Annotated in this window: 19 protein-coding genes and 1 pseudogene; 7 read left to right on the forward strand and 13 right to left on the reverse strand. The window is 44.6% G+C overall.

The features are described 5' to 3' along the window. Positions 1-26: 26 nt before the first annotated feature. Positions 27-2,024 (forward strand): MASE1 domain-containing protein, encoded by a 1,998-nt coding sequence (locus NIES208_RS07485; RefSeq protein ID WP_075891326.1) that lies wholly within the window; start codon positions 27-29, stop codon positions 2,022-2,024. Positions 2,025-2,048: 24 nt separating this feature from the next. On the opposite strand, the gene NIES208_RS07490 is transcribed toward NIES208_RS07485, so the two are convergent. The 3 genes from NIES208_RS07490 to cpeB all read right to left on the reverse strand — a co-directional run bounded on the left by NIES208_RS07490 (position 2,049) and on the right by cpeB (position 5,201). Next, positions 2,049-3,656: a metallophosphoesterase family protein gene (locus tag NIES208_RS07490; RefSeq protein ID WP_075891328.1), complete on the reverse strand. Its 1,608-nt coding sequence runs from the start codon at positions 3,654-3,656 to the stop codon at positions 2,049-2,051. A gap of 370 nt (positions 3,657-4,026) precedes the next feature. Then, on the reverse strand, positions 4,027-4,521 hold the full coding sequence (locus NIES208_RS07495) for a globin family protein (protein ID WP_075891330.1): 495 nt from the start codon (positions 4,519-4,521) through the stop codon (positions 4,027-4,029). A 119-nt stretch (positions 4,522-4,640) separates the two neighbouring features. Then, on the reverse strand, positions 4,641-5,201 hold the full coding sequence (gene cpeB / locus NIES208_RS07500) for a C-phycoerythrin subunit beta (RefSeq protein ID WP_075891332.1): 561 nt from the start codon (positions 5,199-5,201) through the stop codon (positions 4,641-4,643). A 358-nt stretch (positions 5,202-5,559) separates the two neighbouring features. On the opposite strand from cpeB, the gene NIES208_RS07510 reads away from it, so the two are divergent. The 3 genes from NIES208_RS07510 (at position 5,560) to NIES208_RS07520 (ending at position 7,779) form a co-directional block, all read left to right on the forward strand. Next, on the forward strand, positions 5,560-6,291 hold the full coding sequence (locus NIES208_RS07510; protein ID WP_075891336.1) for a 15,16-dihydrobiliverdin:ferredoxin oxidoreductase: 732 nt from the start codon (positions 5,560-5,562) through the stop codon (positions 6,289-6,291). Between the two features lie 126 nt (positions 6,292-6,417). Further along, positions 6,418-7,164: a phycoerythrobilin:ferredoxin oxidoreductase gene (locus tag NIES208_RS07515; protein ID WP_075891337.1), complete on the forward strand. Its 747-nt coding sequence runs from the start codon at positions 6,418-6,420 to the stop codon at positions 7,162-7,164. Between the two features lie 39 nt (positions 7,165-7,203). Beyond that, the gene (locus tag NIES208_RS07520) at positions 7,204-7,779 is read left to right on the forward strand and encodes a globin family protein (RefSeq protein ID WP_075891339.1); all 576 of its coding nucleotides are present in this window, start codon (positions 7,204-7,206) and stop codon (positions 7,777-7,779) included. An 81-nt stretch (positions 7,780-7,860) separates the two neighbouring features. Here NIES208_RS07520 and NIES208_RS07525 read toward each other — a convergent pair whose 3' ends face one another. After that, positions 7,861-8,382: a cytochrome b gene (locus NIES208_RS07525; protein ID WP_235641349.1), complete on the reverse strand. Its 522-nt coding sequence runs from the start codon at positions 8,380-8,382 to the stop codon at positions 7,861-7,863. 573 nt (positions 8,383-8,955) lie between these two features. Here NIES208_RS07525 and NIES208_RS18555 point away from each other — a divergent pair. Beyond that, a pseudogene (locus NIES208_RS18555) lies at positions 8,956-9,075 on the forward strand (RNA methyltransferase); the annotation flags it as partial. A gap of 18 nt (positions 9,076-9,093) precedes the next feature. On the opposite strand, the gene NIES208_RS07530 reads toward NIES208_RS18555, so the two are convergent. Continuing rightward, a complete protein-coding gene (locus NIES208_RS07530; protein ID WP_075891343.1) occupies positions 9,094-9,675 on the reverse strand; it encodes a Uma2 family endonuclease in 582 nt (193 codons plus the stop codon). A 121-nt stretch (positions 9,676-9,796) separates the two neighbouring features. On the opposite strand from NIES208_RS07530, the gene NIES208_RS07535 reads away from it, so the two are divergent. Together NIES208_RS07535 and NIES208_RS07540 are read left to right on the forward strand one after the other, a co-directional pair. Beyond that, positions 9,797-10,921, forward strand: coding sequence for a THUMP domain-containing class I SAM-dependent RNA methyltransferase (locus tag NIES208_RS07535; RefSeq protein ID WP_075891345.1), 1,125 nt, complete (start codon positions 9,797-9,799; stop codon positions 10,919-10,921). A gap of 141 nt (positions 10,922-11,062) precedes the next feature. Continuing rightward, on the forward strand, positions 11,063-12,532 hold the full coding sequence (locus NIES208_RS07540) for a protein kinase domain-containing protein (protein ID WP_075891347.1): 1,470 nt from the start codon (positions 11,063-11,065) through the stop codon (positions 12,530-12,532). 55 nt (positions 12,533-12,587) lie between these two features. Here NIES208_RS07540 and NIES208_RS07545 read toward each other — a convergent pair whose 3' ends face one another. From NIES208_RS07545 to NIES208_RS07580, 8 genes are all read right to left on the reverse strand, one after another. Continuing rightward, positions 12,588-12,809 (reverse strand): hypothetical protein, encoded by a 222-nt coding sequence (locus NIES208_RS07545; RefSeq protein WP_075891349.1) that lies wholly within the window; start codon positions 12,807-12,809, stop codon positions 12,588-12,590. Positions 12,810-12,878: 69 nt separating this feature from the next. Continuing rightward, positions 12,879-13,310, reverse strand: a complete 432-nt coding sequence (locus tag NIES208_RS07550) for a hypothetical protein (RefSeq protein WP_075891351.1) — start codon at positions 13,308-13,310, stop codon at positions 12,879-12,881. Between the two features lie 26 nt (positions 13,311-13,336). Next, on the reverse strand, positions 13,337-15,850 hold the full coding sequence (locus NIES208_RS18370; protein WP_084176572.1) for a hypothetical protein: 2,514 nt from the start codon (positions 15,848-15,850) through the stop codon (positions 13,337-13,339). Positions 15,851-15,901: 51 nt separating this feature from the next. Next, complete coding sequence (locus NIES208_RS07560) at positions 15,902-17,494, reverse strand: phage tail protein (RefSeq protein ID WP_075891353.1); 1,593 nt, start codon at positions 17,492-17,494, stop codon at positions 15,902-15,904. A gap of 115 nt (positions 17,495-17,609) precedes the next feature. Then, complete coding sequence (locus tag NIES208_RS07565) at positions 17,610-18,572, reverse strand: baseplate J/gp47 family protein (protein WP_075891355.1); 963 nt, start codon at positions 18,570-18,572, stop codon at positions 17,610-17,612. Next, positions 18,572-22,234: a putative baseplate assembly protein gene (locus NIES208_RS07570; RefSeq protein WP_084176573.1), complete on the reverse strand. Its 3,663-nt coding sequence runs from the start codon at positions 22,232-22,234 to the stop codon at positions 18,572-18,574. Before NIES208_RS07570 ends, NIES208_RS07565 begins: the two co-directional genes overlap by 1 nt. Next, entirely contained in the window at positions 22,231-22,614 is a 384-nt protein-coding gene (locus NIES208_RS07575) for a GPW/gp25 family protein (RefSeq protein ID WP_075891357.1), read from the reverse strand. Before NIES208_RS07575 ends, NIES208_RS07570 begins: the two co-directional genes overlap by 4 nt. Beyond that, positions 22,615-23,424, reverse strand: coding sequence for a phage baseplate assembly protein V (locus NIES208_RS07580; protein WP_075891359.1), 810 nt, complete (start codon positions 23,422-23,424; stop codon positions 22,615-22,617). Positions 23,425-23,443 lie beyond the last annotated feature (19 nt).

A 23,443-nucleotide genomic window follows, 5' to 3' on the forward strand; every position in this document is an offset into this window, starting at 1 on the left:
TGAATTATCAGCTTCATTAGCCTTCAATGTTTTACCCGAAAATGTTAATCCGCCCCCAATCCCTAAAGCGTGTGCTTGGCATTCTGCTTTTGGCGATCGCCTACTATGGATTAGCCGAATTGTCCCGTACATTAGCCGCCACCCCCCAGAATGTAACCCCAGTGTGGCCGCCCGATGGCATTGCTGTCGGCGCAGTGATGTTATTTGGCAATTGGATGAATGTTGGAGTTTTCTGCGGATCATTTTTAGCTAATTTTTGGGCTTTTCGAGATACAACAAACTTATTGTCCCTCGCCATCTCTATTTTTCCAGTCATCGGCATCGCCCTTGGCACAAGCCTAGGCACTTGGTGGGGAGCCTTTCTCCTCAAAAAAACAACCAACAATCGTTATCCCTTTGCACGCACATCTGACGTATTTAAATTTTTGGTTTTAGCCGGTATGGCTGGCCCTTTTGTTAATGCAACCGCTGGTGTCACCTGTCTCGCCTTAAGCCAAACAATACCTTGGACAGACTACCTTTCCGTCTGGCTAACTTGGTGGATTTCTAATGTTTCTGGAATTTTTATTGTCACCCCAATTTTATTAAGCGGACAACACTTTTTTCAAAATAGAAAATACATCAAAAACGGATCTTTTTGGAAATTTTTTACCTTGCTCGTGGCTCGAGAAGAATATCTTTTTATCAAACAAGATCTACCCATTAAAGAGCGATACAAACTCTATAAACTATGGATGGTTATTGAGCCATTTTTGCTCATCAGCTTACTTGCTATTATCGACTATATCTCTTTTCAAGGAAATTATAGTCTGGAATACATGTTGATTCCGCTGTTACTTTTGTCAGCCTTTCGTTTTGGGCAATTTCAAGCAGCAATTCTCACCTTTTTTATTACAGCTTTAGCTGTTGTGTCCACAGTAAATGGGCAAGGTAGCTTTATCGCGACAAACCTCAATCAATCATTGATTCAGCTACAATCATTTATTGCGGTCATAACATTAACAGTTTTAGTGTTTACTGCAATGATGAAAGAGCGAATGCAGTCAGAAGTACAACTCAATTTAGCCTTTTCAAAATTAGCTCAAACTAATCAAAGTCTAGAGAGCCGAGTTCAGCAACGAACAGAAGAATTAAAACAAAAAAATCTAGAATTAAATACGAAAAATGAAACTTTAGAGCAGACTTTAGATACCCTCAAGCAGACTCAGCTTCAGATGATTCAGAGTGAGAAGATGTCTGCATTGGGGCAAATGGTCGCAGGCATTGCCCATGAAATCAATAATCCGGTTAGTTTTATTTCAGGTAATCTTGTTTACTTATCAAATTATGTGAATGATTTATTAAAGATTCGGACTTTACACCAACAACATTTACCAGAGATCCCTTCAAGTTTAGAGGCAGAACTAGAAGAGTTAGAGCTAGATTTTGTTGAGGATGATTTATCGAAGGTGCTGCAATCGATGAAAATGGGAACAGAGAGAATCACCCGTATTATTTCATCATTGCGTAACTTCTCCCGTTTAGATGAGTCGGAGTTTAAATATGTTGATCTCCATGAAGGGATAGAGAGTACTCTTGTGATTTTGCAACATCGACTAGTACCAAAAGGTGCTGGATTTTCGGCGATCGCCCTAGTAAAAGACTATGGTGAGTTGCCTCTCGTCGCTTGTGATGCGGGCTCCCTGAATCAAGTGTTTATGAACTTATTAAGTAATGCCATTGATGCTTTAGAAGAAAGTGAAACGATGGAGCCAAAAATTTATATTCAAACATCTCAAACGGAGGATCAAAGGATTCGAATTTGCATTGCTAACAATGGTACTGTGATTCCTGCGGAGATCCAATCAAAGTTATTTGACCCATTTTTTACGACAAAACCAATGGGTAAAGGAACGGGTTTAGGTCTTTCCATGAGTTATCAAATTGTGACAGAACGCCATCGGGGTAAGTTGTGGTGTGAGTCACGGCTAGGGCATCGGACAAAGTTTATTATTGAGATCCCCCAAGAGAGGATGATGTCTTAATCCGGCGATCGCCATGCCACAGTCTTAAGCTTTAACTTTTGGGGAGACGGACTGAATGGTAAACGGCTCGGCGGGATAATGTTTCCAGCTTTTTTGATAGCGCTCTGAAATAAAAGGACGCACTGTAAATTTGGGAGGTGTGGCAGCTTCAATGTCAACGTCAATTCTGAGAAAAGAGTAGGGCTGTTGTTTTTCTTTGCCTTTACCGGTTTTGCCGAAAAAGACTTTCGACTCGGCGATCGCCGGACTTGTTGCATCAAAATCTGCCGCGTGCAATACATTACCTTCACGACGCTGACGACGGAGACTGTAGCCACTTCCCCCTGCCACAATCCAGTTTGTAAACGAGTCGCCATGGCCTGTATTCCACGTTTCGATATGCTCCATGCAGTGGGCATGGCCATTAATCACGAGATCCACGAGGGGGCGATCGCCGACATTCCAGTTTAGAGCGACACCAACATTATCCAGAACAGCCTGCAAATTATCCCGTACGGCATGGGTTTGACCTTGATACCATTTTGTTGACTCCGTGACGTAGGGCGGATGGTGGAAAAATAAGACACGGCCTGTCACTGTTTCATTTTGCCAAGATGCGATTAATTCCGTTTCCAGCCATTGAAGTTGCTCTAGATCGATGGAGTTGTCTTCCGGATTAAGCTGTTTGTGAATATCCCGTTGGATTTCGTCGATTTGTTCTAATTTTTCCCGCACTTGCTGCTCGTCTTCGCTATCATAATCCGGCGATCGCCCCATCATTTCTAGGGACGCTTGCAATGTTTCTTGCTCGTTTTGTAATTCAACTAATTTGTCCTGAAGTTGCCGCTGTTTTTCGTGATTTAAAGGCTTTCCCAAGGATTTTGGTGAATGGTTAAAAGTGTTGGAATCAAGGGCAAAAAAATCAACGCTACCCACCCGAAATGTATAGTAGCGATTGGGGAGACGCGTAAATTCGTTGGTGTCGTAATGTAGACAGCGCTTCGTTTCACCAGGGTGGATTTCGTGCTTACGGTAATATTTTTCGAGGTGTTTTTCTAAACTCCAATCAAGAAAAAAACGGTCAAGACAATCGATAAAGGCACGGGAATAAGCTTCACCATCAAAAGAACCATGCCAGCCAATATCCCAATCAGAGCCAAGGGAAAAAACCTTACGGAATGTTTTGGTCACCCCGGAAATCAAGCCATAAATCCAAGGTAAATTGTAATAATCATGGTTTCCTAAAACAGGTAAAAAAGGCAAATTAAAAACCATTTTGTCATAGGCGATTTGTTGGGGTTTGTCGCCACCTTTCAGGAAATCACGATAGGGTTTAATGAAATTTTCGGTGTAATACTCACTCGAACCGACAAGATAAACGACATCGCCGGTATGCATGACAAAACTTGCCCCCTCCCGCTGGGTTTGCATCTGTGCGGCGATCGCATATTGGGGGTCATAACTACCCTGTTTACCAGTACCACTATCTCCGATGACGAGGAACGAAAAATTTTTAGCCGTGGCATTGTTGTCGTCTAATACGAGGTGAGTTTGATCAATCCCCTGTTTCTTTAGCATTGGATGTTGCCAACGGATTCGCTCTTGCATCGCTTGGATTTTACGGGCGATCGTCGAATCAATTACAAATTTCATAGGAGGAGATCGTTTAACAATTTAGGCAACTTATTCTTTCATCTTAAAACGATACTCCCGGCGATCGCCTGACCCTATCAGCAGAAATCACCCAATTACAGCGCTCTATCCCTAGCCTAATTTTTTGAAATTATAAGATTAACTGATCATCACGACTTAATAAATCCCAGCTAGTCCGATTGTGGCAGGGTATGTATTCCAAAAAAAACTGCAGTCCCCACCCTCATCTTTTTTTCATCGCAAAACACAAAGAAACCCTGAGTTCAGAATTTACCCACAAAAGGCAAACATAGAACTAAGGGTCTCTAAAATTAGGCTTCCGAAAAAACCTTAGTGGCTGACTTTAGCCAATCAAACCTGTTCTAAAAAATTAGGACAAGGAGTTGATAACGTAGTCAAGCAGAGCATTGTACTCAGTGAGAGCCTGTGCAGACATGTCACGAGGAGCACAACCACGGTTACGAGCGAAGCTAAGAGCCTCAACGTAAGGAGCAGTAGGAAGATTTAAAGCACGGTAAACTTCACGCTGACCAGCAATACCCCACTCATCAAGAGGACCAGTACCACCAACAACGAGGCTGTAGTTGATCAAACGGAGGTAGTGCTTAACGTCGCGGAGGCACTTTTCTTTGAAAGTGTCAGTGGAGTTAGCCTGACCAGCATCATTGAGGTAAGGGTACTTCTTGATGCAAGCATCATAAGCTTCCTTAGCAACAGCATCGATATTGCCAGCGAGCTTCTCAGCAGCTTCTAGACGAGCAGCAGCACGTTGGATGGAGCCTTGAACGGACTCAAGATCAGAAGAAGTGGGAAAACGACCTGCAGCATCAGCAGAAGCGATCGCAGTAGTAACAACGGATTTCATGTCTTTACTATCCTTTAGTTTTGACTTGATTTGATTTATATGTGGTCGGAATCCAGAGCTCGGAACCCAGACCAAAAATTAAAAATGAAGAACTATAACCAAAGCGGCTATAGGAGTTGTTAGCTAAGAGCTGCAACAACGCGGTCGAAGTAGCTACCAGCTTCTGCAACGAGGCTTGCACAACGATCTTCAACAACGGGGGAGCCCATCTTACGAAGACGGCCGCCGGCACGTGCTTCACTGGGGTTGTCTTGGATGTGAGCAGCAGCTTGAGCTTTCATGATGCCTACTGCGCGTGCAGTGGACTGAAGAGGTACACCAAGAGCTGTGTAAGTTTCCTTGAGGCCGTTCAAACAACGATCTTCAAGTACAGATGCATCACCAGCGAGAAGCGCGTAGCTTACATAACGCAAGATGATTTCAGCGTCACGAAGGCAAGCAGCCATGCGACGGTTGGGGTAGCAGTTACCACCAGCTTGGATAAGACCAGTGTTCTCACAAATCATGCCTGCAACTGCGTCAGAAACCATGCAGCTAGCGTTGGAAGCGATCGCATTAACTGCGTCTAGACGACGGTTACCAGAAGCGATGAAATCTTTGAGTTCAGCGAGTTCACTGGAACCGATTGCAGCAGTCTTGCTATCAGCAGTTACAACTGCTCTAGAAAAAGCGTCAAGCATTTGAGCTCTCCTCTATAGTTATTTGAACAAAATTGACTTTTAAAAAGTTTGAGTTAGTCGTCGTTGCGAACCAACTGAAATGAGAATAAATGCCAACCGGAATTCCGGGGGCTTTTTTGAGAGACAAAGAAACTTTTCGTAACATTTGATACGTGGGTAATCTTGGTTTCATGGGGTACGAAACCTTTGTGCTGAAAGCGTTTTTTTGAATGTTACGGTTGTTGCGAGTGGGCGTAAAAAACGTGTTTTTTACATTACGAAATGTTGCTTTCTCAACAATGCCCTTAAGCCAGTCGGATGCCATCTCATATACTTGCAGCAAGTTAACTATTCCCCTACAGCCCATTGGACGAAGTTCATGTTTCAGCCTTTTCTTAGACATTTAGAGCAAGAGTTGTTCAGTCGCTTTGAGCTAAAAAGTCGTCCTATTGATCCTGAGCTTGAGTTTCAGATGAGTCAGCGCGGCAAGAACCCGGCGATGATTGAGAGCTGGTGTTATCAGTCTCCGGAGCTTCGTAAGATTCGTTATACGTATATCAATGCGGGGAAAATGGCACAGATTTTTAATAGTGTGCTTTACCCTGACTACCATTATGATATGCCGCTACTCGGTATTGATTTTTTGGCGTTTGGCCAAAAGAAAATTTTGGTTGTGCTTGATTTTCAGCCTTTGTTTCGGGATGAGGCTTATATGGAGAAGTACATTGAGCCTGTGAAGGAGATCCGCGATCGCTATAGTGAATTGGCGCAGGATTTACCGATGAAGTTTTATGATGCGGCTCAGTATTTTTCGCCTTATTTATTGTTTGCGAAAACGGATGAGGCTACGGTTGTTAGTAGCTTACTGCCTGCTTTTAAGGAGTATTTGGGTTTGTATTGTGACATGCTGAAGGGTTTAGAGCCGACTGATGATCCGAAGCGTATTGCAGAGGTTACCCAAGCACATAAGGATTATGATCAGTATAGTGCTGAGCGTGATCCGGCTTCTGGGTTGTTTAATAGCTATTTTGGCCATGAGTGGTCTGAGCAGTTTTTGCATGAGTTTTTGTTTGAAGAGTCAACGCCTTCAGAGCAGGCGCTCCATGCTTAAGTTTGGTGAGCGATTTATTCTTTTTTATAAATAAGGTTTGGGTCATACAGTGATTTGTCTGTTGTGCCCTCATTTTTTTCTGATTTTTTTATAACGTTTAAATTTTAAGATTCAACATTTTTTCCTATGTCTGTTTATCAATCTTTTCTCGATTATGCGACTCAAGTAATGGGCGATCGCCTGCCGGAGTTGAAGCCTTATCCGATTCCTGAAGGTTTTGAGAAAAATGAGGCAACGGTTGGTAAAGGGAAACGGGAAGCCCATGTGGTGACGACAAGCCATGGTTTTTGTACGCCTAAGCTGCGGCAAATTCGGGCGGCTCATGTGGAAGGGGGCATCGCTTGTCAGGTTTTGAATTTTGTGATTTTCCCTGACTTAAATTATGATTTGCCTTTTTTTGGTGCGGATTTGGTGACCTTGCCGGGGGGGCCTCTGATTGCCATTGATATGCAGCCTCTCTTTCATACCGATGAATATCGTGCTCGCTATAGCGATCCGGTCATGCCATTGTTTGAAAAGTACCGGGAGGATTTACCTTGGGGCGGTGATTTTCCGGAGGAAGCAAAGGCTTATTTCTCTCCTGCATTTCTCTGGACTCGTCCCACAGCGCCTGATGCGGTGGAAACCCATGTGTTTGCGGCGTTTAAAGACTATCTCAATGCTTATCTGGATTTGGTTGAAAAGGCTGAACCTGTGACTGATCGTCTAACTTTAGACAAAATCCGGGACGCGCAATTGAGCTATGTGAACTATCGAGCAGAAAAAGATCCGGCGCGGGGCATGTTAACCCGTTTCTATGGCGCGGAGTGGACAGAAGAATATATTCATGGTTTCTTGTTTGATCTTGAAAGAAAGTTGGCGATCGCCGCGTAGATTTAGCTGTAGAGGCCGCCTAGATTTAGCGAGGATAAAATGCTTAGCCCGAAAGTAAAAGAACTGATTGTAAAAGCCCGCATTGTGAGTTTTGACAGTTGGCCAGATGATTTTTCGCCTGAAGTTATTTCACGTTTCCAAGGGGTGGATGATGAAAAATATTATTTAACTGACGAGGATTGTGATGCGATTTTTAAAGAAAAACCGGAGCTAGAAAATAATCTGGCGATCGCCAAGCTCCTGCGTGATAACGCCACAGATATTGTGTCGAAAGCTAGGGAAAACGTACTAGCCGAATTTCCGGGTATTACAGACGAAGATGGCGAGCTGTATCCTGCATTTCGGGCGGAGGCTTGCTGGCGAGATTTTTGGCAATTTTTGCGTTGTGTGACCTATGGCGTTGCTGCCAACCGGGCAGATTACATCAGTGAGATCGGTCTTGGATTTATGGAAGCGCTTTATCGAGAATTAAGCGTACCTTTGCCGGCAATGGTTTGTGGTGTGAAAGGGTTAAAGCAATATAGTTTGGGTTATGTTCCAGCAGAAAGTGATGTTGATATTGCACCACCATTCGATCACTTAATAGCAGGTTTGAAAGGTTTCACTCGCGAATAGGGTGCGGCGATCGCCCTTAAACACAAATTAGCTTGCTGTTATTTCATCCAAATCAAAATCATTTGCCTTCATGTACTTAAACTAAGATGCTGCGAACTTCGCTTTTACAAAACCCAGAAACCGCTTCCAATTTGCCCGGAGCACTTTGCGTTGATCCAATGTATGCAGAATTATAAATACCAAAAACGTATAAGCTAGCCAAAAATGTAAGTTTCTACCGAGATCAACCAATGCCTCATTTTGAGGAAATAGATCCGGCAAAACAATCCCAAAAAGCTTCACATTATTACTTTTGAACGAATTCGAAAAGAAAAATCCACTAACGGGCACTGCCCACATAAAGACATACAGTAGAGCATGTAAGCTTGCTTTCTGCCACCACTTACGACTGAGTTTAGGCAAGCGTTTCGTATATTTTTTCCACCATACTTGCAGCAGTACGATAATCCGCCAAGTGAGTATTGCCATCACCAACGCACCTATCGACTTATGAAAATCATAGAGGGGACTGCGAATGAAAAACTCCCTGGGGAGCCGAGCCATAAATGATCCCGTCATAAACAGAATGAGGTAACCCGCTGCCATCAGCCAATGCACGGACATTAGATGCTTAAAGGCTGAATTTAACCGATGTTTAGTCTTTTTCTGAGAAGCAGATGAGCTTGCAGACATTGATTGGAATCTCCAAATCGATAAATTTTGACGAATATTTAGAGTTAACGCTGGGCGCTTATTGTTAGCTTGCCATTAATTTTATTTTATTGCCCATCTAAGAAAAGGACAATCTCTTGTTTTTGCATCATATTGTTTCCCCAAAAGAGACAATATCTATAATCTATTTATTTTGAGACCTCTTGAATGTTGCCTGTATTTAAAATAATTGAAAAAATGAAAAGTCTGTGGTGTTTAACTTGCGGGCAATGGAATAAAGGACGCAAGGCCAAGAGATAAAAGCCATTGGAGAATCTGATCAAACTTTTTCCCAACGTTAGGCATTTTTGACATAAGTTGTGATTTACTGTTTGATTTTGTATGTTTCAGGGTTTGAAATCTGTTTCTTGTTACTCTAAGTTTTATCTGTCATTAAGTTTTTTTGTTGTAGTCGGCACTCATTAAAACGACTTCAGATCGCCTATCGACTAAACTGGAGTTTTGATTTTCAGGCGATAGGAAGCGATGCAACAATATTTTGCGACGGTGGCACGGGGGGTGGAAGAGATTGCGGCAAAAGAACTAGAGACCCTTGGGGCACAGGAGATTCGGCCGGATTATTGTGGTGTCTATTTTCGGGGCGATCGCCTTTATCTAGCGTAATTATTCTTTCCCTGTAAATTTTTGGATTGCTTGCAGGCGAGATGGCATTAATACACATTCAGTCAATAACGTAATATCTAAATCTGGCAGTAGCTTACTAGCAGGTATTTCTTGATATTCACCGTTATCTAATGAATAAAGAGAAAGTTGATTATTTTGCCACATCCATACTTCTTGAATTGAAAATCTTTTATATCTCTCAAGTTTTCTGGGACTACCGCTGGTGATATTGACTTCAATCGCTAAATCTGGATGCTCCCTTTGTTCTCCGAGGTAATAGGATTCGTCAGGCTCAAAGGAAACAGAATTTTCTTCGGATTCGCGGGTCGCACTGCCAACAGGTTCAAACTCGATACCTTGGTTGAACAAAAATAGCTCAATCAAAAAGCCAATCATTGTTTTGATCGATTCGTGGCGTTCACCAAGGGTCATAAACTCAATCACTCCGTCTAAATATGACAGCCTCACGCCAGACTCACTTGTGGCAGCTTGAATAGCTTGAAATTTTTCCCAACTGTGGCGACCGGGAAGCACAAATCTTTGGGTTTCGGTAAGGGTCAGTCGAGACGTTGCAACCGTCATGAAATTTGACCTCGCTATCTTCACTAGCTTCTATGTCCCATTTTAATTGAACCAATAAGAAATAAAGCGGTGATCGCCTATCGACTAAACTGGAGTTTTGATTTTCAGGCGATAGGAAGCGATGCAACAATATTTTGCGACGGTGGCACGGGGTGTGGAAGAGATTGCCGCAAAAGAACTAGAGACCCTTGGGGCACAGGAGATTCGGCCAGATTATTGCGGTGTCTATTTTCAGGGCGATCGCCGACTTTTGTATAAAGTTAATTTGTGGTCACGGCTAGCCTTTCGGGTGCTGGTGAAGATTAAGCGAGTCAAAGCGTTTACGGTAAAAGAACTTTATCGCGGTGTGCAAAGTATCGATTGGTCTGAATATGTCACCCCCGACCAAACCATTGCCGTGAACTGTACAGGCAAAAATAAAAAGCTCAATCACACCCATTTCACCGCATTACAAATTAAAAATGCCATTATCGATCAGCAGCGAGAACAGTTCGGCGATCGCTCCAGTGTCAATGTCGAAGACCCAGACGTGCAAATAAACGCACATATCCACGAAAACCGATGCATCCTCAGCCTAGACAGCTCCGGCCATAGCTTACATCGACGAGGTTATCGCCCAGCCATGGGTAAAGCCCCCCTCAAGGAAAACTTTGCCGCTGCCCTATTAGATTTAGCAGAATGGACACCAGAGTTGCCCCTTGTTGATCCCCTGTGTGGTTCCGGTACTTTTCTTATCGAAGGAGCCTTGAAAAGTATGAATTTTGCGCCGGGATTATTCCAAGGAGATTTTGGTTTTCAGCACTGGCAAGACTACGATGCAGACCTTTGGCAAAATTTATTAAACGAAGCTGAATACGCTGCAAAAGATAAGATTCAACAACCGATTGTTGGGCAAGATAACGATGAAAATGTGGTGCAGCAAGCTTGGACAAATGCCGAAAATTGTGGTGTCGCAGAACAAATTAAATTAAGCTGTAAAAAATTAGAAGCCGTAGAAGCACCCGCAGACCATGGCGTGATCATTTGTAATCCACCCTATGGCGTGCGCATTGGTCATGATCAAGATTTGGAGCTTTTATACAAAACCATTGGTGATGTCTTTAAACAAAAATTTAAAGGCTGGACAGGCTACATTTTGACAGGTAATGCAGACCTAGCCAAAAAAGTAGGATTACGCGCATCCCGTCGCTTCGTTGTGTATAACGGCGGCATTGAATGTCGTTTATTAAAGTATGAACTGTATTAAAAAATCACCGAATAAATAGCACTTGCTTGGTATTTGATATCTGATGTCTGATATCTGATATCTAACCAAAAGCAAACTGGACTAAAAATCTCTGCTAGGATCAAAGTCAAAACCGCCCTAATATTTACTGAAAAAATTGGCATGGAGATCCTCTGTACCCGCCCCAACTGCGGTAGCCCTCAAAATCAGTTTAGTGATCTCGATGATCCCACACATTTAAAAACCACACAGCAAAAATATTGCACAAGTTGCGGTATGCACCTCATCCTTGGGGGGCGGTATTTAGTCGAAAAATTATTAGGACAAGGGGGATTTGGAGCTGCTTATCTAGCGCGCGATCGCTACACCCCAACCATGCGAAAATGTGTGGTGAAACAGTTTCAACCCATCGGTAATCTCGATGACGAACAGTTGGCTTTAGCGCAGGGGTTATTTGAGCGAGAAGCCCATGTTTTAGAGCGTATCGGGAATCGCCATAAACAAATTCCTGATCTTCTTGCTTTTTTTCCGCTCATTGTCCCGACCGCACATGGGACAGGGAATGACCAATATTTTTATTTGGTGCAGGAATATATTGAGGGTGAAGATTTAGAGCAGGAGCTAGAGCGTAAAGGCAAATTTTCGGAAGCGGAAGTGCAAAGCATCTTGATATCGATGTTGGGGGTGTTGGATTTTGTCCATACTGAAGGTACGATCCACCGTGATATTAAACCGTCTAATATTATGCGTCGCAAAGATGGGCTGTTTTATTTACTGGATTTTGGTGCGGTAAAGGAGGTGACGATTGGGGTTGCGGCGAAAACTCCATCTCAGCGTTCGACGGGTATTTATTCTCCGGGTTATGCTCCTCCTGAACAGATGCGTGGGGCGCAGGTTTTTCCGGCAACGGATCTCTATGCTCTGGCGGTAACTTGTATTGTTCTCCTCACGAATGAATCGCCGAAAACGTTGTTTGATGCCTATAGTAATTCTTGGCAATGGCAAAAATTTGTACGGGTTAGTCCTTTGCTGGCGGCTCTGCTTGATCAGATGTTGCAATCGGTTCCCGGCGATCGCCCTGCTACTGCTAAAGCTGTTTTAGATGCCCTTAGGCCTGCTCCATCTGCGCCATCCCCAACGTCCTACCAAGGAACTCAGATCCAATCCAAGGCGATCGCCCCGAACCCAAGCCCTACACCAAAACATAAGCCTCAGCCCACCCAAACTCCCCGAGCTCGCCCAGCCAAAAAACCTGCACCACCGTCAAGCCAAAAGCAACCAGATAACGAAGGCTCGATTGTTAATTCTCTCGTCGGCGCGGCCTTTGTGGGTCTGGAAGGAACCTTTCTCTACTTTGCCACCATGGGTTTTGTGGGGGGGAGCTTGGGGATTGGTCTTTGGGGAGCCATTATGGGGGGCTTGATTTTTGGGATCGTCCGCAAAGTGATCTCCGGTGGTTGGATGCCCGTTTTAGGGATTTTATCGGCTGGGGTTGGGGGCATTGCCGCCCAGTCGACATTTGGTATGTCGTTTTTTCCCGTACTCTTTTTTGCGGTGATAGCAGCAGCAGGCGTAACGTTTGTGTTTGTTATTTTTACTGTTGTCTATCGTCTTTTACAAAATATCTTATAGACAGGATCAGCGGCGATCGCCATCAAATATCGCCATCCAATGAAGACTGAGATTTTTACGGCTCGACGACTTCCACCCCTGGGCTAGAAGCAATACCATTGCTGGCATCATCACCCTCTCCGGATAGCTCTTCCTCTAAAATCTGAATCGCCCCACTAATCCTGAGTAGAGTATCCCGTAAATTAGTTTGCTTCGTTTCTAGCTCCACCATCATTTTTTGACCAGACTCATACTCTTGCTTAAGCTCAGCCAAACGCTTTTCTAACTTTTCTTTCATTACCTGATTCGCCCATAGAGACTGTACTGGCAATATTTTAAAGGCGTAATTTCTGACAGTTCGTCAAGCTTAGGAAGCCTTAACCTTTGTATTCGTCGTTTGAAAAGAACCCTTGCCCATATACTGCAACATCGTATCGGGAATCGGACTAGGCGAAGAAGGCTGTTGAGCCGGAACCATCACCATAAATTTGGCATCAAATTGCGATCCCTTTAAAATGACAGGCTTGCCGCTGGACTTTACTTTTTTCGCCTTTTGATCACCAGCTAGAGATTGAATAAATAATGTGCCACTACCCGGAATGGTGCATTTTGAAGTGGTGTAGAGGCAGCCAGAAACAATCACAGTAAGCTCATCGCCATCAATGCAAACCGGTTTTCCCGTGACTTTTGCCTTGCCTTTGCCCGACATAATGCCCGGTGGCGCAATAACCTTTGCATCTCCAAAGGTCGACCCATCGAAAATTGCTTGATCGCCAGTAATGACAATAAAATCTCCCATAATTTTTGCACAAAACTTAAATCAAATTAACGCAACCCGATCGCGAGAAAAGAGAAATATCGATCGGAGGCACTACCACTACCACCACCGCATTTAATTCGGCATTTCCTTTGACTAATGTCGACAACGACCGCATTATCCCTAGTATCGCCACCACTACTATTGACAGTATTCGGAAAGTCCTGAGTCGCAATGACAGCGGGATGATCTGCAAACCTTGTAGAAAACGTTATTTCATAAAGACCCGTCGAAATTTTCCTTGAGGTAAAACCACTACCACTATAAATCGTGCCATCCGGCTTAATTAGTCCCCGAAGCATGGTTAGACTATTTTCCGCGCCTGTTGTTGCCCAGTTCCCTGCAATTTTTAGAGGTGTTGTTCCTTGGATTTCGACGTGACCTAATTTGCCATTGCCAATATAAATTGCATCGCTTGAATGATCAATCTCATGACCAATATGGAGATTGGATCCTGTCCAGTCAATAACTCGGCCACGAACCTCTAGTTCATTCCAGTGACCACTCATGACAATGGTTTCTCGTGAATTATCTAAGCCTCTTTTGTCACCATAAATGGCGCGATTATTATTAGCATTAAATCGTAGCTTTTTGTCAAAATTTTGGTTTTCCGAGAATGTGTTGGCACTCCTTGTTGCGACTTCGTTCCAACTTGGATTGCTAGTGTTAGTTGCTTCAATTTTACGAAAGAATAAACGATCATTATTTTTGTATGAAGCAGCAATTTGTAGTTGATGATTAGTACTTAAATTACCATGGCGCGCTGTAATTAAGTGACTCCAATCGTGGCTAGTATCGGGGACATTTCCTGTTGTTTGTTTATTTCCTCCATTTTCATAAAAACCGGACGCTAATTTCGTGCCGAAGTTTGAAATCACGGCCTCGTGTCCTAAGTAAGCTGCACCACCAATTGTTAAGCTACCGCTGATTTTTGTGTTACCTGTTCCCCCTTCTACTGCCAAAAGTGATGTCCAGCCAGAAGACCACAAGCCAAACTCTCGAGTTGAGTCGAGATGAACACCGAAACCAATACGTCCAAAAGCCCCTCGCGAAGCTGTTCCGTTTTTTATTAAGCCTTCGTTCCAATTTTTCGAGGTGTCTCTCAGCCAAGTGAATTTTGGCCATTCATCTGACGCACTATCAGAAAAAACGTTGAGGTTAAATGTGCCAGAAACAGTGAAAGTTTGGTCAACAGTCAAGTTCCCTGCAAAAGATGATGTTCCACTGCCATAAACTGTTAAACCACCATTCGCTGCAGTTGTGAGTTTCATTCGCTCATTTGTACCAGCATTATCGCGCCAAGAGTGATTGCCGTTGGCTGCATAGAATAGAGTCGAGCCATTCATACCCAGACCATAACCAGACCACAGTTGAATTTTTAAATTATTGGAAGTATCTGTATCGCTAAAAATGATTTTTTTTGAGCCTTGGAGGTTCAATGTTTCTGTGACAGTTAATTTGCCCTGCACTTGTAACTTGGAGTCACCCGGATCTGTTGTGCCAATACCGACGTTTCCTGTCTGAGTAATATTTAGTGCGTCACTACCGCCAGAGGTCCAAAGAGCAAGTCGACCGCCCGGACGGTTTGCTACTTCAACGCGTTTATCTAGGCCTTCTTGTGTACTTAATCGTAAATAAGCTTGAGTCCCCGTTGATTCAAATAACCCAACGGCATCGCCTGTTTTGACATGGAAAAAATGTGTCGGTTCTGCTGTGCCGATGCCAATATTGTTGCCCAATGGATTGATACTTAAGGGCTTCGCATTATGGGATTGAATCCAGCCGTATTGTAGGTTGTGACCCAGTCGCAGGGTTGAGCCGATCGCCAAAGCATCACCGTTTGCGTCTTGACTTTCATGGGCGATCGCCACTTTGCCTGTCACATTGAGATTTTTGCCAACTGTTTGATTGCCAATGGTTTCCGCGTCGCCCGTGACTTTGAGACTGCCATTTAAAACAGCAAGATTAGGGTGTGCTGTGCCACCGGAACGAATAGAAAGATTTTGGTTGGTGGCATTGGGCAAGTAAACGCCGGAATAGTTGCAAACGGTACTATCCACCTGCACTTCATCATCGCTAATAGTTTCGTAAGTGCATAGGGCGATCGCCGCCTCTGGTAAGGTTTCTGCGACACTGACAACGATATTTTCTGTCCAACGGGTAAAGCTTTCTGCAATTTCTTCCTGTTGTTTGTTGGCTTTTTCTTGGGTGAATTGAAGGTATAAAATACCGGCAGTTAATTCGCCAAAACTAGAGAAATTTACTTTTTGTTTAAGCACCAAAAGATTGCCTGCGCTATCAATAGCTGTACCTGCGGCAATTTCGACTTCTTTTTTGTCTTGGATGGGGGTCACTTCTAGCCCTTCTAAAACTCCTGATACCTGTAGACTTTGGTTGTGATAGGTTTGGCGATCGCCGAGATATTTGTGTTGCAGTTCAAAGTCATCTTCAAGGAGAAATTGACCGGGAAAATAGTTCGGTCGTTCAGTAGCAAAGTTAGTGAAATCTTGTGTGGCAGGCATTGATTTAGTACTCCTGAAAAAATCAGTAAAAAGTAGTTTTAAAGCATCGTTTTAAATAGCTTGGCTGGTGGTTCCCAAAATAGTGTTACCGGAATAACCATTAGCTGAGGTGGGATCGCGCTGACAAATCTGCATTCGGTCAAACTCTCCAAGGGCAGCAAGGTTAAAAGCTTGGGAAATAATGCGGTGGGTCACTGTTCCCTGATTAAACTGAAAAGAAATATCAATATTTACCTGTCCAGATAGTTGTTTAAGGCTAATATTATTTAGTCTTAGTTGATAGCCTTCTAGGGTTTTAAGGAATTGTTTATGGGTCACTACTTTCTGAAAAATAAGAATATTTTCTTCGATATTGGGTCGGTAACTGAGGAGATGGCTATTGGAGTTTTGCTCTCGAATGGTTGTCCCTAATTTGAACATTAAATCGCGGTTTATTTCTACGGGTTGTTGTATTTCTTCGTCATCTTGCCTGATTGTTTCGGTGGCAGATTCAACAATAATTTGAGTGTTAAGGGTGAAGGTTTGAATTTCTGGTCTATCAAATAGGTGAAATGTGTGAGATTGTGATTTTATTTTATCTGTAATCATCAGGCCTGCTGGGTCATGATCTGCAAAAATTATGGTGTTACCTTGGTTATCTTCTGGGTTTATTATACGTAAAACTGGGAGAAGATTTAGTTGTTCTGTGTAAATTTGGTTGGTGACTTTTTGGTGATTGAGATGGTAATGGAGGTTGACGGCGATCGCCCCAAGAAATAGAGAGTCTGTTTGGTTGGAAAGAACAATATTCAAACCATCAAGGGATAAGAGTGATTGCTGGTAAGAAATAGAAAATGTTTGGACAAAAGAATTGCCTCTAATGGAAGTTTGTTGAGAAGAGAATTCAGTAGATTTATGGTTATTTTCAAGGGAGACTTTTAATTGTTGTGCTAGCCAACTGATATTTTGCTCCGGACTATTTTCATCGGGGGTGATGGTGATTGATAGCTCAAAAGCTCTCTGTTCTGGTGGGTCAAATAACGTAAAACGAAAATATTGATGCACATCTTTTGTGATCTGCATCGTGGGCACAAGAATTTTTAGCGTGTAGTAGGTGTGGGCTGGTTTTTCTTGGTCAATAATGGCTTTGGCAATGCGGGCTTGTCGCCAATATTTTTCGGGGTCGCGATCCGGTAAGGTGAGCTGAACTTGGAAGTAGTGGGGCAAATGTTCAAAATGCTCGTAGACTTTTACTTTGTCGCCAAAACCTGAGTTTTTTAAATACAGGGCTAAAACCTTTTCTAAACCGATTTTTGTGCCGCGCAGTTGATATAAAGAAATGACTTGACGAATGAATTCTCTTTTGACCCGCACATCCCATTCATCGCGTAAACTTAAGCCGACCCAGCCTGCTAGCCAAGGTAAAAATTCTGAGGGGGTATCTTGGGGGCTAAAGTAGAGATGAATATTGTCGAGAATACTTTCTAAACCGGGTGGTGAAACTGCATCTGAAGGAATGATTATGGCGGCTTGGGGTTCTGTTTCAAATCCGCTTAGAACTTGCTCAAAACTCAATAAAAATTGCGCGAGTAATTGGTCTTCCTGAAGGATGGCTGGGAGATAGGAAATATACTGGCTATGGAGTGGGTTTTGGTTGAGCATCATGCGTTTAGATTGTGTAATTTTTTGAGGGGAAATGTGGGTTAGATCCCCCTAAATCTCCCTTTGAAAGGGGGACTTGGACTGACTGGTGAGTTATTAGAGTTACGGATATTTTTCATTAGATTTCGCGGGTTTCGTTGCCGACTTGGACAATGGTGGTGATGTCGGTATTTGTTAAATTAAATTCAACTAATTGATCTGGCATTAAAGCGACCTCCTCAACAGTTTCTCCCGCCACATTTTTTAGAACCAATTCGCTGACATAATCCACCCCTTCGACCTTATCGAGCAGACTGTAAAGTTCAGAAATATAGACGCTACGCCCAAACTGCCAGCCTTTGCCTTGCCAATAGTTCCCGGAATTGGTGGGATGAAAAAAGAAACTTAGTTCTTGTTCGGCTAATTTTTTAACGGTTTCGGGTTGGCTACCGTCATTTAAAATCAGCTTTGTTTTGAGGGCGATCGCCACATAGGTTGGTGTGACAATGTGCAATTGGGTTGTGAGTAACCGTCGGGCATCAAGGAATTCAAAAAGCTTTCGGGGATTTTGACTAAGGGGATTTGCCGTTAACGCTTCTGTTTGTTGGGGAAGCACCACAATGCTGAGATGACTTTTTGCTGTTTCGTAGGGGGTTGCAGAGGTGAGATTTCTTTGGGGTAAACATTTCACGCGTATCACTTTCAGGTCTGTTGCATTCGCTTGGTGTGTCCATTCATGCAAAATCAAATGGCGAAAATCTGGGGTGGTGACGGCGCGATAGCGTTGGCGCAGTTGGGAGAGGGTCTGGCGAATTTCTGCCTGTAACTGTTCCTGCTGTTGGTCGGGGGTAAGATTGATGGGCAGCTTGTAGGGTTCGCCCTTTAGCAAACTCAAAAAACTCGTAATATTTTGGTCGGGCACTTGGTTGACGCGGTATAGCACCATTTCTGTGAGCCATGCCAACATTTCAATGAGCGTAATGCCTGTATCGGAGGGGTTGTGATCTGTCCACTCTGGATATTCCACCGGAATCTGGGCGATCGCCGCTTCGACGAGCTGGGCATAGTTACGGTCATCGAGGTTGGGTAAGGGTAAACTCATTAGCGTTGACCTCCGCGCGGTGAAACTAGGGTGATATTGTGGCGACCGGAATAAATGAGGGTGGTAGCGTCAAAGTCTTCGGTTTGAGTTTCATCTTCGGCATTGACTAGCTCAATATTGAGGGATCGCACAAAGTCTACTTCCGGCAATGATTGTAAGAGGGCGTATAGATCAGAGTCGTGGGGATAGCGCCCAAATTCCCAGCCAGTACTAGCTGTTCCGCCAGTGAGGGGGTGCAAAAATTCGTCTAGTTTTTCGAGGACTGCTTGGCTAATGCGGTCGGCTTCGTCGAGGGAAATGGGCACAAGTTTAGCGGTCACTTTCACCTCTTGCCAACGGGGCGGCACAATGAGCACATTAATGGAGGCTTCGGCGCGGGACTCAATATAGGCGCGGATTTCTTCGAGTAAACCAAGGCTGGCAGTGGGGCGGCGATCGCCACTTTGGGGCAGCACTATCATTTGCACAGAACCGGCTTGGGTTTGGAGATTGCGGAGGGAGGCGGTTAATAAATCCCGTTCGGCATTGCTATTAATTTTGTTGGCTTGGCTATCAAGGAGGGTTTCAAAATTGGCAAATTTCTCGGTGGGATCTAACCAAAACTGTTCGTTAATGGCGTTGAAATGGGGCGTAAGCACATCCGGTGTGAGGATTTTTACCCGTGCCACTTCGGTGGAAGCTTCATAGGCAAGATCACCGATATCCTGCAATGTTACCGCGCGGTCGCGATGGCGGAGTTGTTTCGGGGCACGCTGTTTTAAAGAGATTAACGCTTCCTGTTCTGCGCCGCCCCCTGCCGCTTCGAGATTAATCACACTGGCCACATAGGGAATGCTGGTTTTTAATTGCGTAACAGTATTCGCCGCAATATTGCCCTGTTTACCGCCGCCCGTTTGGTAGCTCGCTAAGCGAATATTTTGTTGTCCTGCCGGGGGAATCAGACCTGCTTGTCCATCTCCAAACTGAATTTTTCCCGTTTGTCGATCCAAAGTGTAATGGCGATCGCCGGCCCTAGAGCTATAGAAATCTGGCACTTCCCGCCACCGTACCCAAATCTCTTCAATTTCACCGAGGTCGTTGCGGACAATATCGAGGGGTTCTTTCCCTAATTGAGCTAACGGAGTTTGGTCAGGGATTTCGGCTTCTGCCACCTCAAGGACTTGCCCCATCAATACCGGAGTTTGGCGGGTGTAGAAGGTTTGATTGGCGTTGTTATTACTAGAGCCGAGGAGTTCAGCGGTCAATGTCGTCGCCTGATTTGCCCAGATTGTATTTGTTAAAATCCGTCGCAACTGGGGCGGAATGGGAAATGCTCCCGACACCCATCGCACCCGCAACCAAGCCCGTTCTTGATCCCGCGATCGCCACAGACTCAGATCCGCTGGCGCAATAAATTGCACAATGCCCCGCTGGGAAAAACCATGGGTTTCATCCTGCACACCCAGCCGCTGCCAGCCTTGGGGAGAGCTATATTCCCACACCAACTGCGGCGCATCCTGACTAAAATCTGGTGACCCATCGGGGTCTGGTGGATCAATTTGAAAGTACAGTGTCGTGGTGTTATTGCTAAAGGGCTGACTAAAGCCGAGGTATAGGGTCGGCTCGGTTTCGGCGATCGCCACAAAGGGGCGAAAATCCCGCTTAATCTCGCTATATTTCGGGGTGTATTTTTCAATGGCGGTCTTGAGTAAAACCCGATTTTCTGGGGGCATAATCCCAATAATTTGGTGGGAACCGTTGGGGGTGGTCAACATTTCACCGACATCTAAATGCTCAATACTGTCTAGTTCCAGATGGCGATCGCCGACCTGGGCACTGCGGGCGAGTTGCGTTTGAAAAGGTATGCCTACGGCGTAACCAAAATCATTTTCTGCGGTGACAATGGCATCATGTTCCAGGGTGAAATCGTAACTGAGACGAAGGAATTTCACTTGGGGCGGTTCATGGATCGGTGTGGGGGTTTCCGTGGCAATGGTTTTCCGTAATACCCGCGTGCCCACCGCCAAAGACTGTTTGAGATTGGTATCGAGGCTAATGGTTTTTGTGTCATAGGCGATCGCCGTAATTTCATGCTCCTCTGGATATTGATAAACGTCGCCCGTGGTGATGGGATAGAGCCGCACCATATCACCCACTTCAAGGATGTCTGCACTATCGACCACCACTTGATTTTCACCCATATTCGCTGATGTGCCCACAATGGTCAGCTCATCATAAATCGGGTAGCGTCGCGCCTTCGGGAGAATACCAAAAAAGCCCTCAATAATTCGCGCCCGTAACCAATAGCCCGCTTCCCCGTCTACCGTACTGAACTCAGGTAATATCTCTGGCAAAGTCAAAGTTGCTGTCAGTTTCAGGCCACCATAAAACTGGATATCCCCCTCCAAAAAACTCACAGCTCGCCACTGCAAACCGTCTCCTAGTTCCCATTGCACTGTCACATCAGCAGCAGTTACCTCAGTCGTTTCAGATAAATCAATTTCAAGTTTTACCTTGCCGCCGGGATGTACCGACTCCGTTTGCAGTTGCACATAGAAAGCATCATTGAGCGCCGACTCTTCCCCAAAGGGATAAAAATCCTTCGTCAAATCCAATGCCACATCGTTCTGCAAGGCCTTACCGGGCAGTAAATTTTCCCGCACAATCGTCGCGGTGCTGGCGATCGCCTCAAGGGTAGGCATCACATCGGGATTGCCAGAATAAGTCGCCCGTAACCATTGGGCGGTCTGTCCGCGATACTCTGTCGCCACAAGGGCTGGCACATCGCTAAATTCTAAATTCCAAACCTTTGACTGGACATTATTGCGGGCGGGTGTCAAGGTTTGCCAAGTGCCATTTTGCCAAATTTGCCAGGTGGGTTCGAGAGCCTTTAATTGCTTTGCCTCTGCCGTTTTCCCCGCCGTAATTTTCAGGGCGATCGCCTGCAATCCTTCTAAAGCAAAAATTTCTGGACAGCTCACATAAAGATAATGGGGAATGTCGTTTTCCCCCGCAAAGGCTTCATAGGCAGTATTGGTGATACCTGTTGCCGCAGCGAGGCGATCGCCCCAAGTCTGGTGGCGGGGGTCTTGCATCCAAACCGTTTGTAGTTGGGCTGACGTGAGCACAATGGGACGGTCAGTTTCAAAGACAATTTCGTCCGCTTGGTCTTCGCTGGGCGGCGCAGCAACGGGCGTATGTTCTGGCACAAACACATCACTTTTTGTCCCTACGGCGAGCTGAAATGTTACGGGCACTCTGGCCGCTTCGGGTGGTTTCAGTTGGGAACCAATCAGATCGAGAAAGCTTAAAAAATTCTTTTCCGGCACATGATTAAGGCGATCGCTCACAGTGGTGATCATATGGCCAAAAATGCGAATTAGGGCTTTCCCTGCGTCAGTATTTTCCGAAGACCACCGTTTTACCCAAACCTCTGTAATACCCGCTGAAATAAGATCATCAAGGGCGATTTGTGTGGTTTCTGCTGCAATTTCAGTAACCGTTAAATTGCCAGAAGCAACTAAATTTTTACCTCCATCAAAAACATCTTTTGCTAAAACTTTCCCCAATAAAGCTTGATCCACAACCTGTAACTCAGCCGTATATTTTTCGGTGAGAGCATAAAGTTGCTGAACGACATCTTCATAACGCCGCTGATCAATATTTGGGGGCGAAAAAGTCATTGTAAATAAAATGGGTAAACAAGGTTAAAAATATTATTTGTCGTACGCACTTGATAATGCACCCGAATTAATAAAACATTGGGATTTTCTTCGTCAGGATTTGTATCAACATCAAGCAAATCAATACGCGGTTCCCATGCCGTTAAAGACTCCCGCACATCGTTGATAATTTCACCAATCGTGCCAGAACTATTCGGCGAAAAAACGCGGTCATGGATCCCACAACCAAAGTCCGGGCGCATCACCCGTTCCCCCTTTGCGGTACTGAGGATTAGCCACACAGATTGGCGCACAGCTTGCTCATAGCGCGAGGTTTCAAAGGAGCCGTTATTAAGGGCAAGGGGCGATCGCCACCCCACTCCGAGGAAATCAATATCCATCTACATCACCTCCAGCGAACTGCTATTCACTTTCACACCGGACGAACATTTCAAGTCCATCCCAGACTTTCCTTCAAAGGCCGCTTTATCGCCAGTAATTCCGGCAGCACCTCCGGCTTCAATGGTCGTATCAGCACTGGTTTTTAGGGTGAAGTTTTTACATTCAATCTCAAAGTCTTTATCGGGATTTTTCAGGGTAATATTTCCCGTTCCTTCTAGTAAAAAATCTTGGTCTTTCCCTACAGTGATTTTTACTGGAGTTGTCGAAGCATCAAGGGTAATTTGGGCTTTATCTGGCTCTAAATCTTTAAGTTCTTTGGCTTTGTCATTGAAAACCATAATAGTATCTTGAATGACGACTTTGTTTTTGCCTAATTTGTCTTGAATAACGATGCGTTCTTTCCCTTCTGTATCGTCGAAAATCACTTTATTGCCATTGCGAGATTTAAACACTCGCAAATCATTTTTTTCGTCTTCCTCTTTTTCGATAGGGGGTTTATCCACGCCATTCCACAGCACTCCCATAACATAGGGCTGACTGATATTGCCCTGTTCAAAGGCGACTAAAACTTCATCTTCGATTTCTGGCAACATATACAGCCCGCGATCGCCCCCCGCCATGGGCATTACTATGCGCGCCCAGTCGCTTTCTGCCCCTTCTTTGCTTTCTTCGGCGTTGGTCAGCCAAGGGAATTTCACTTTTACGCGCCCCAATTTTTCGGGGTCTTGGTTGTTCGTGACAATGCCAATGACCATGCCGTAAATCTTTTGGGTAGGTTGTTCGGGAGCGAGGAGATCTAAGCCAATCATGGGGCGGTTTCAGGTATCA

The sequence above is a fragment of the [Limnothrix rosea] IAM M-220 genome (assembly GCF_001904615.1).
Lineage (GTDB): Bacteria > Cyanobacteriota > Cyanobacteriia > Cyanobacteriales > MRBY01 > MRBY01.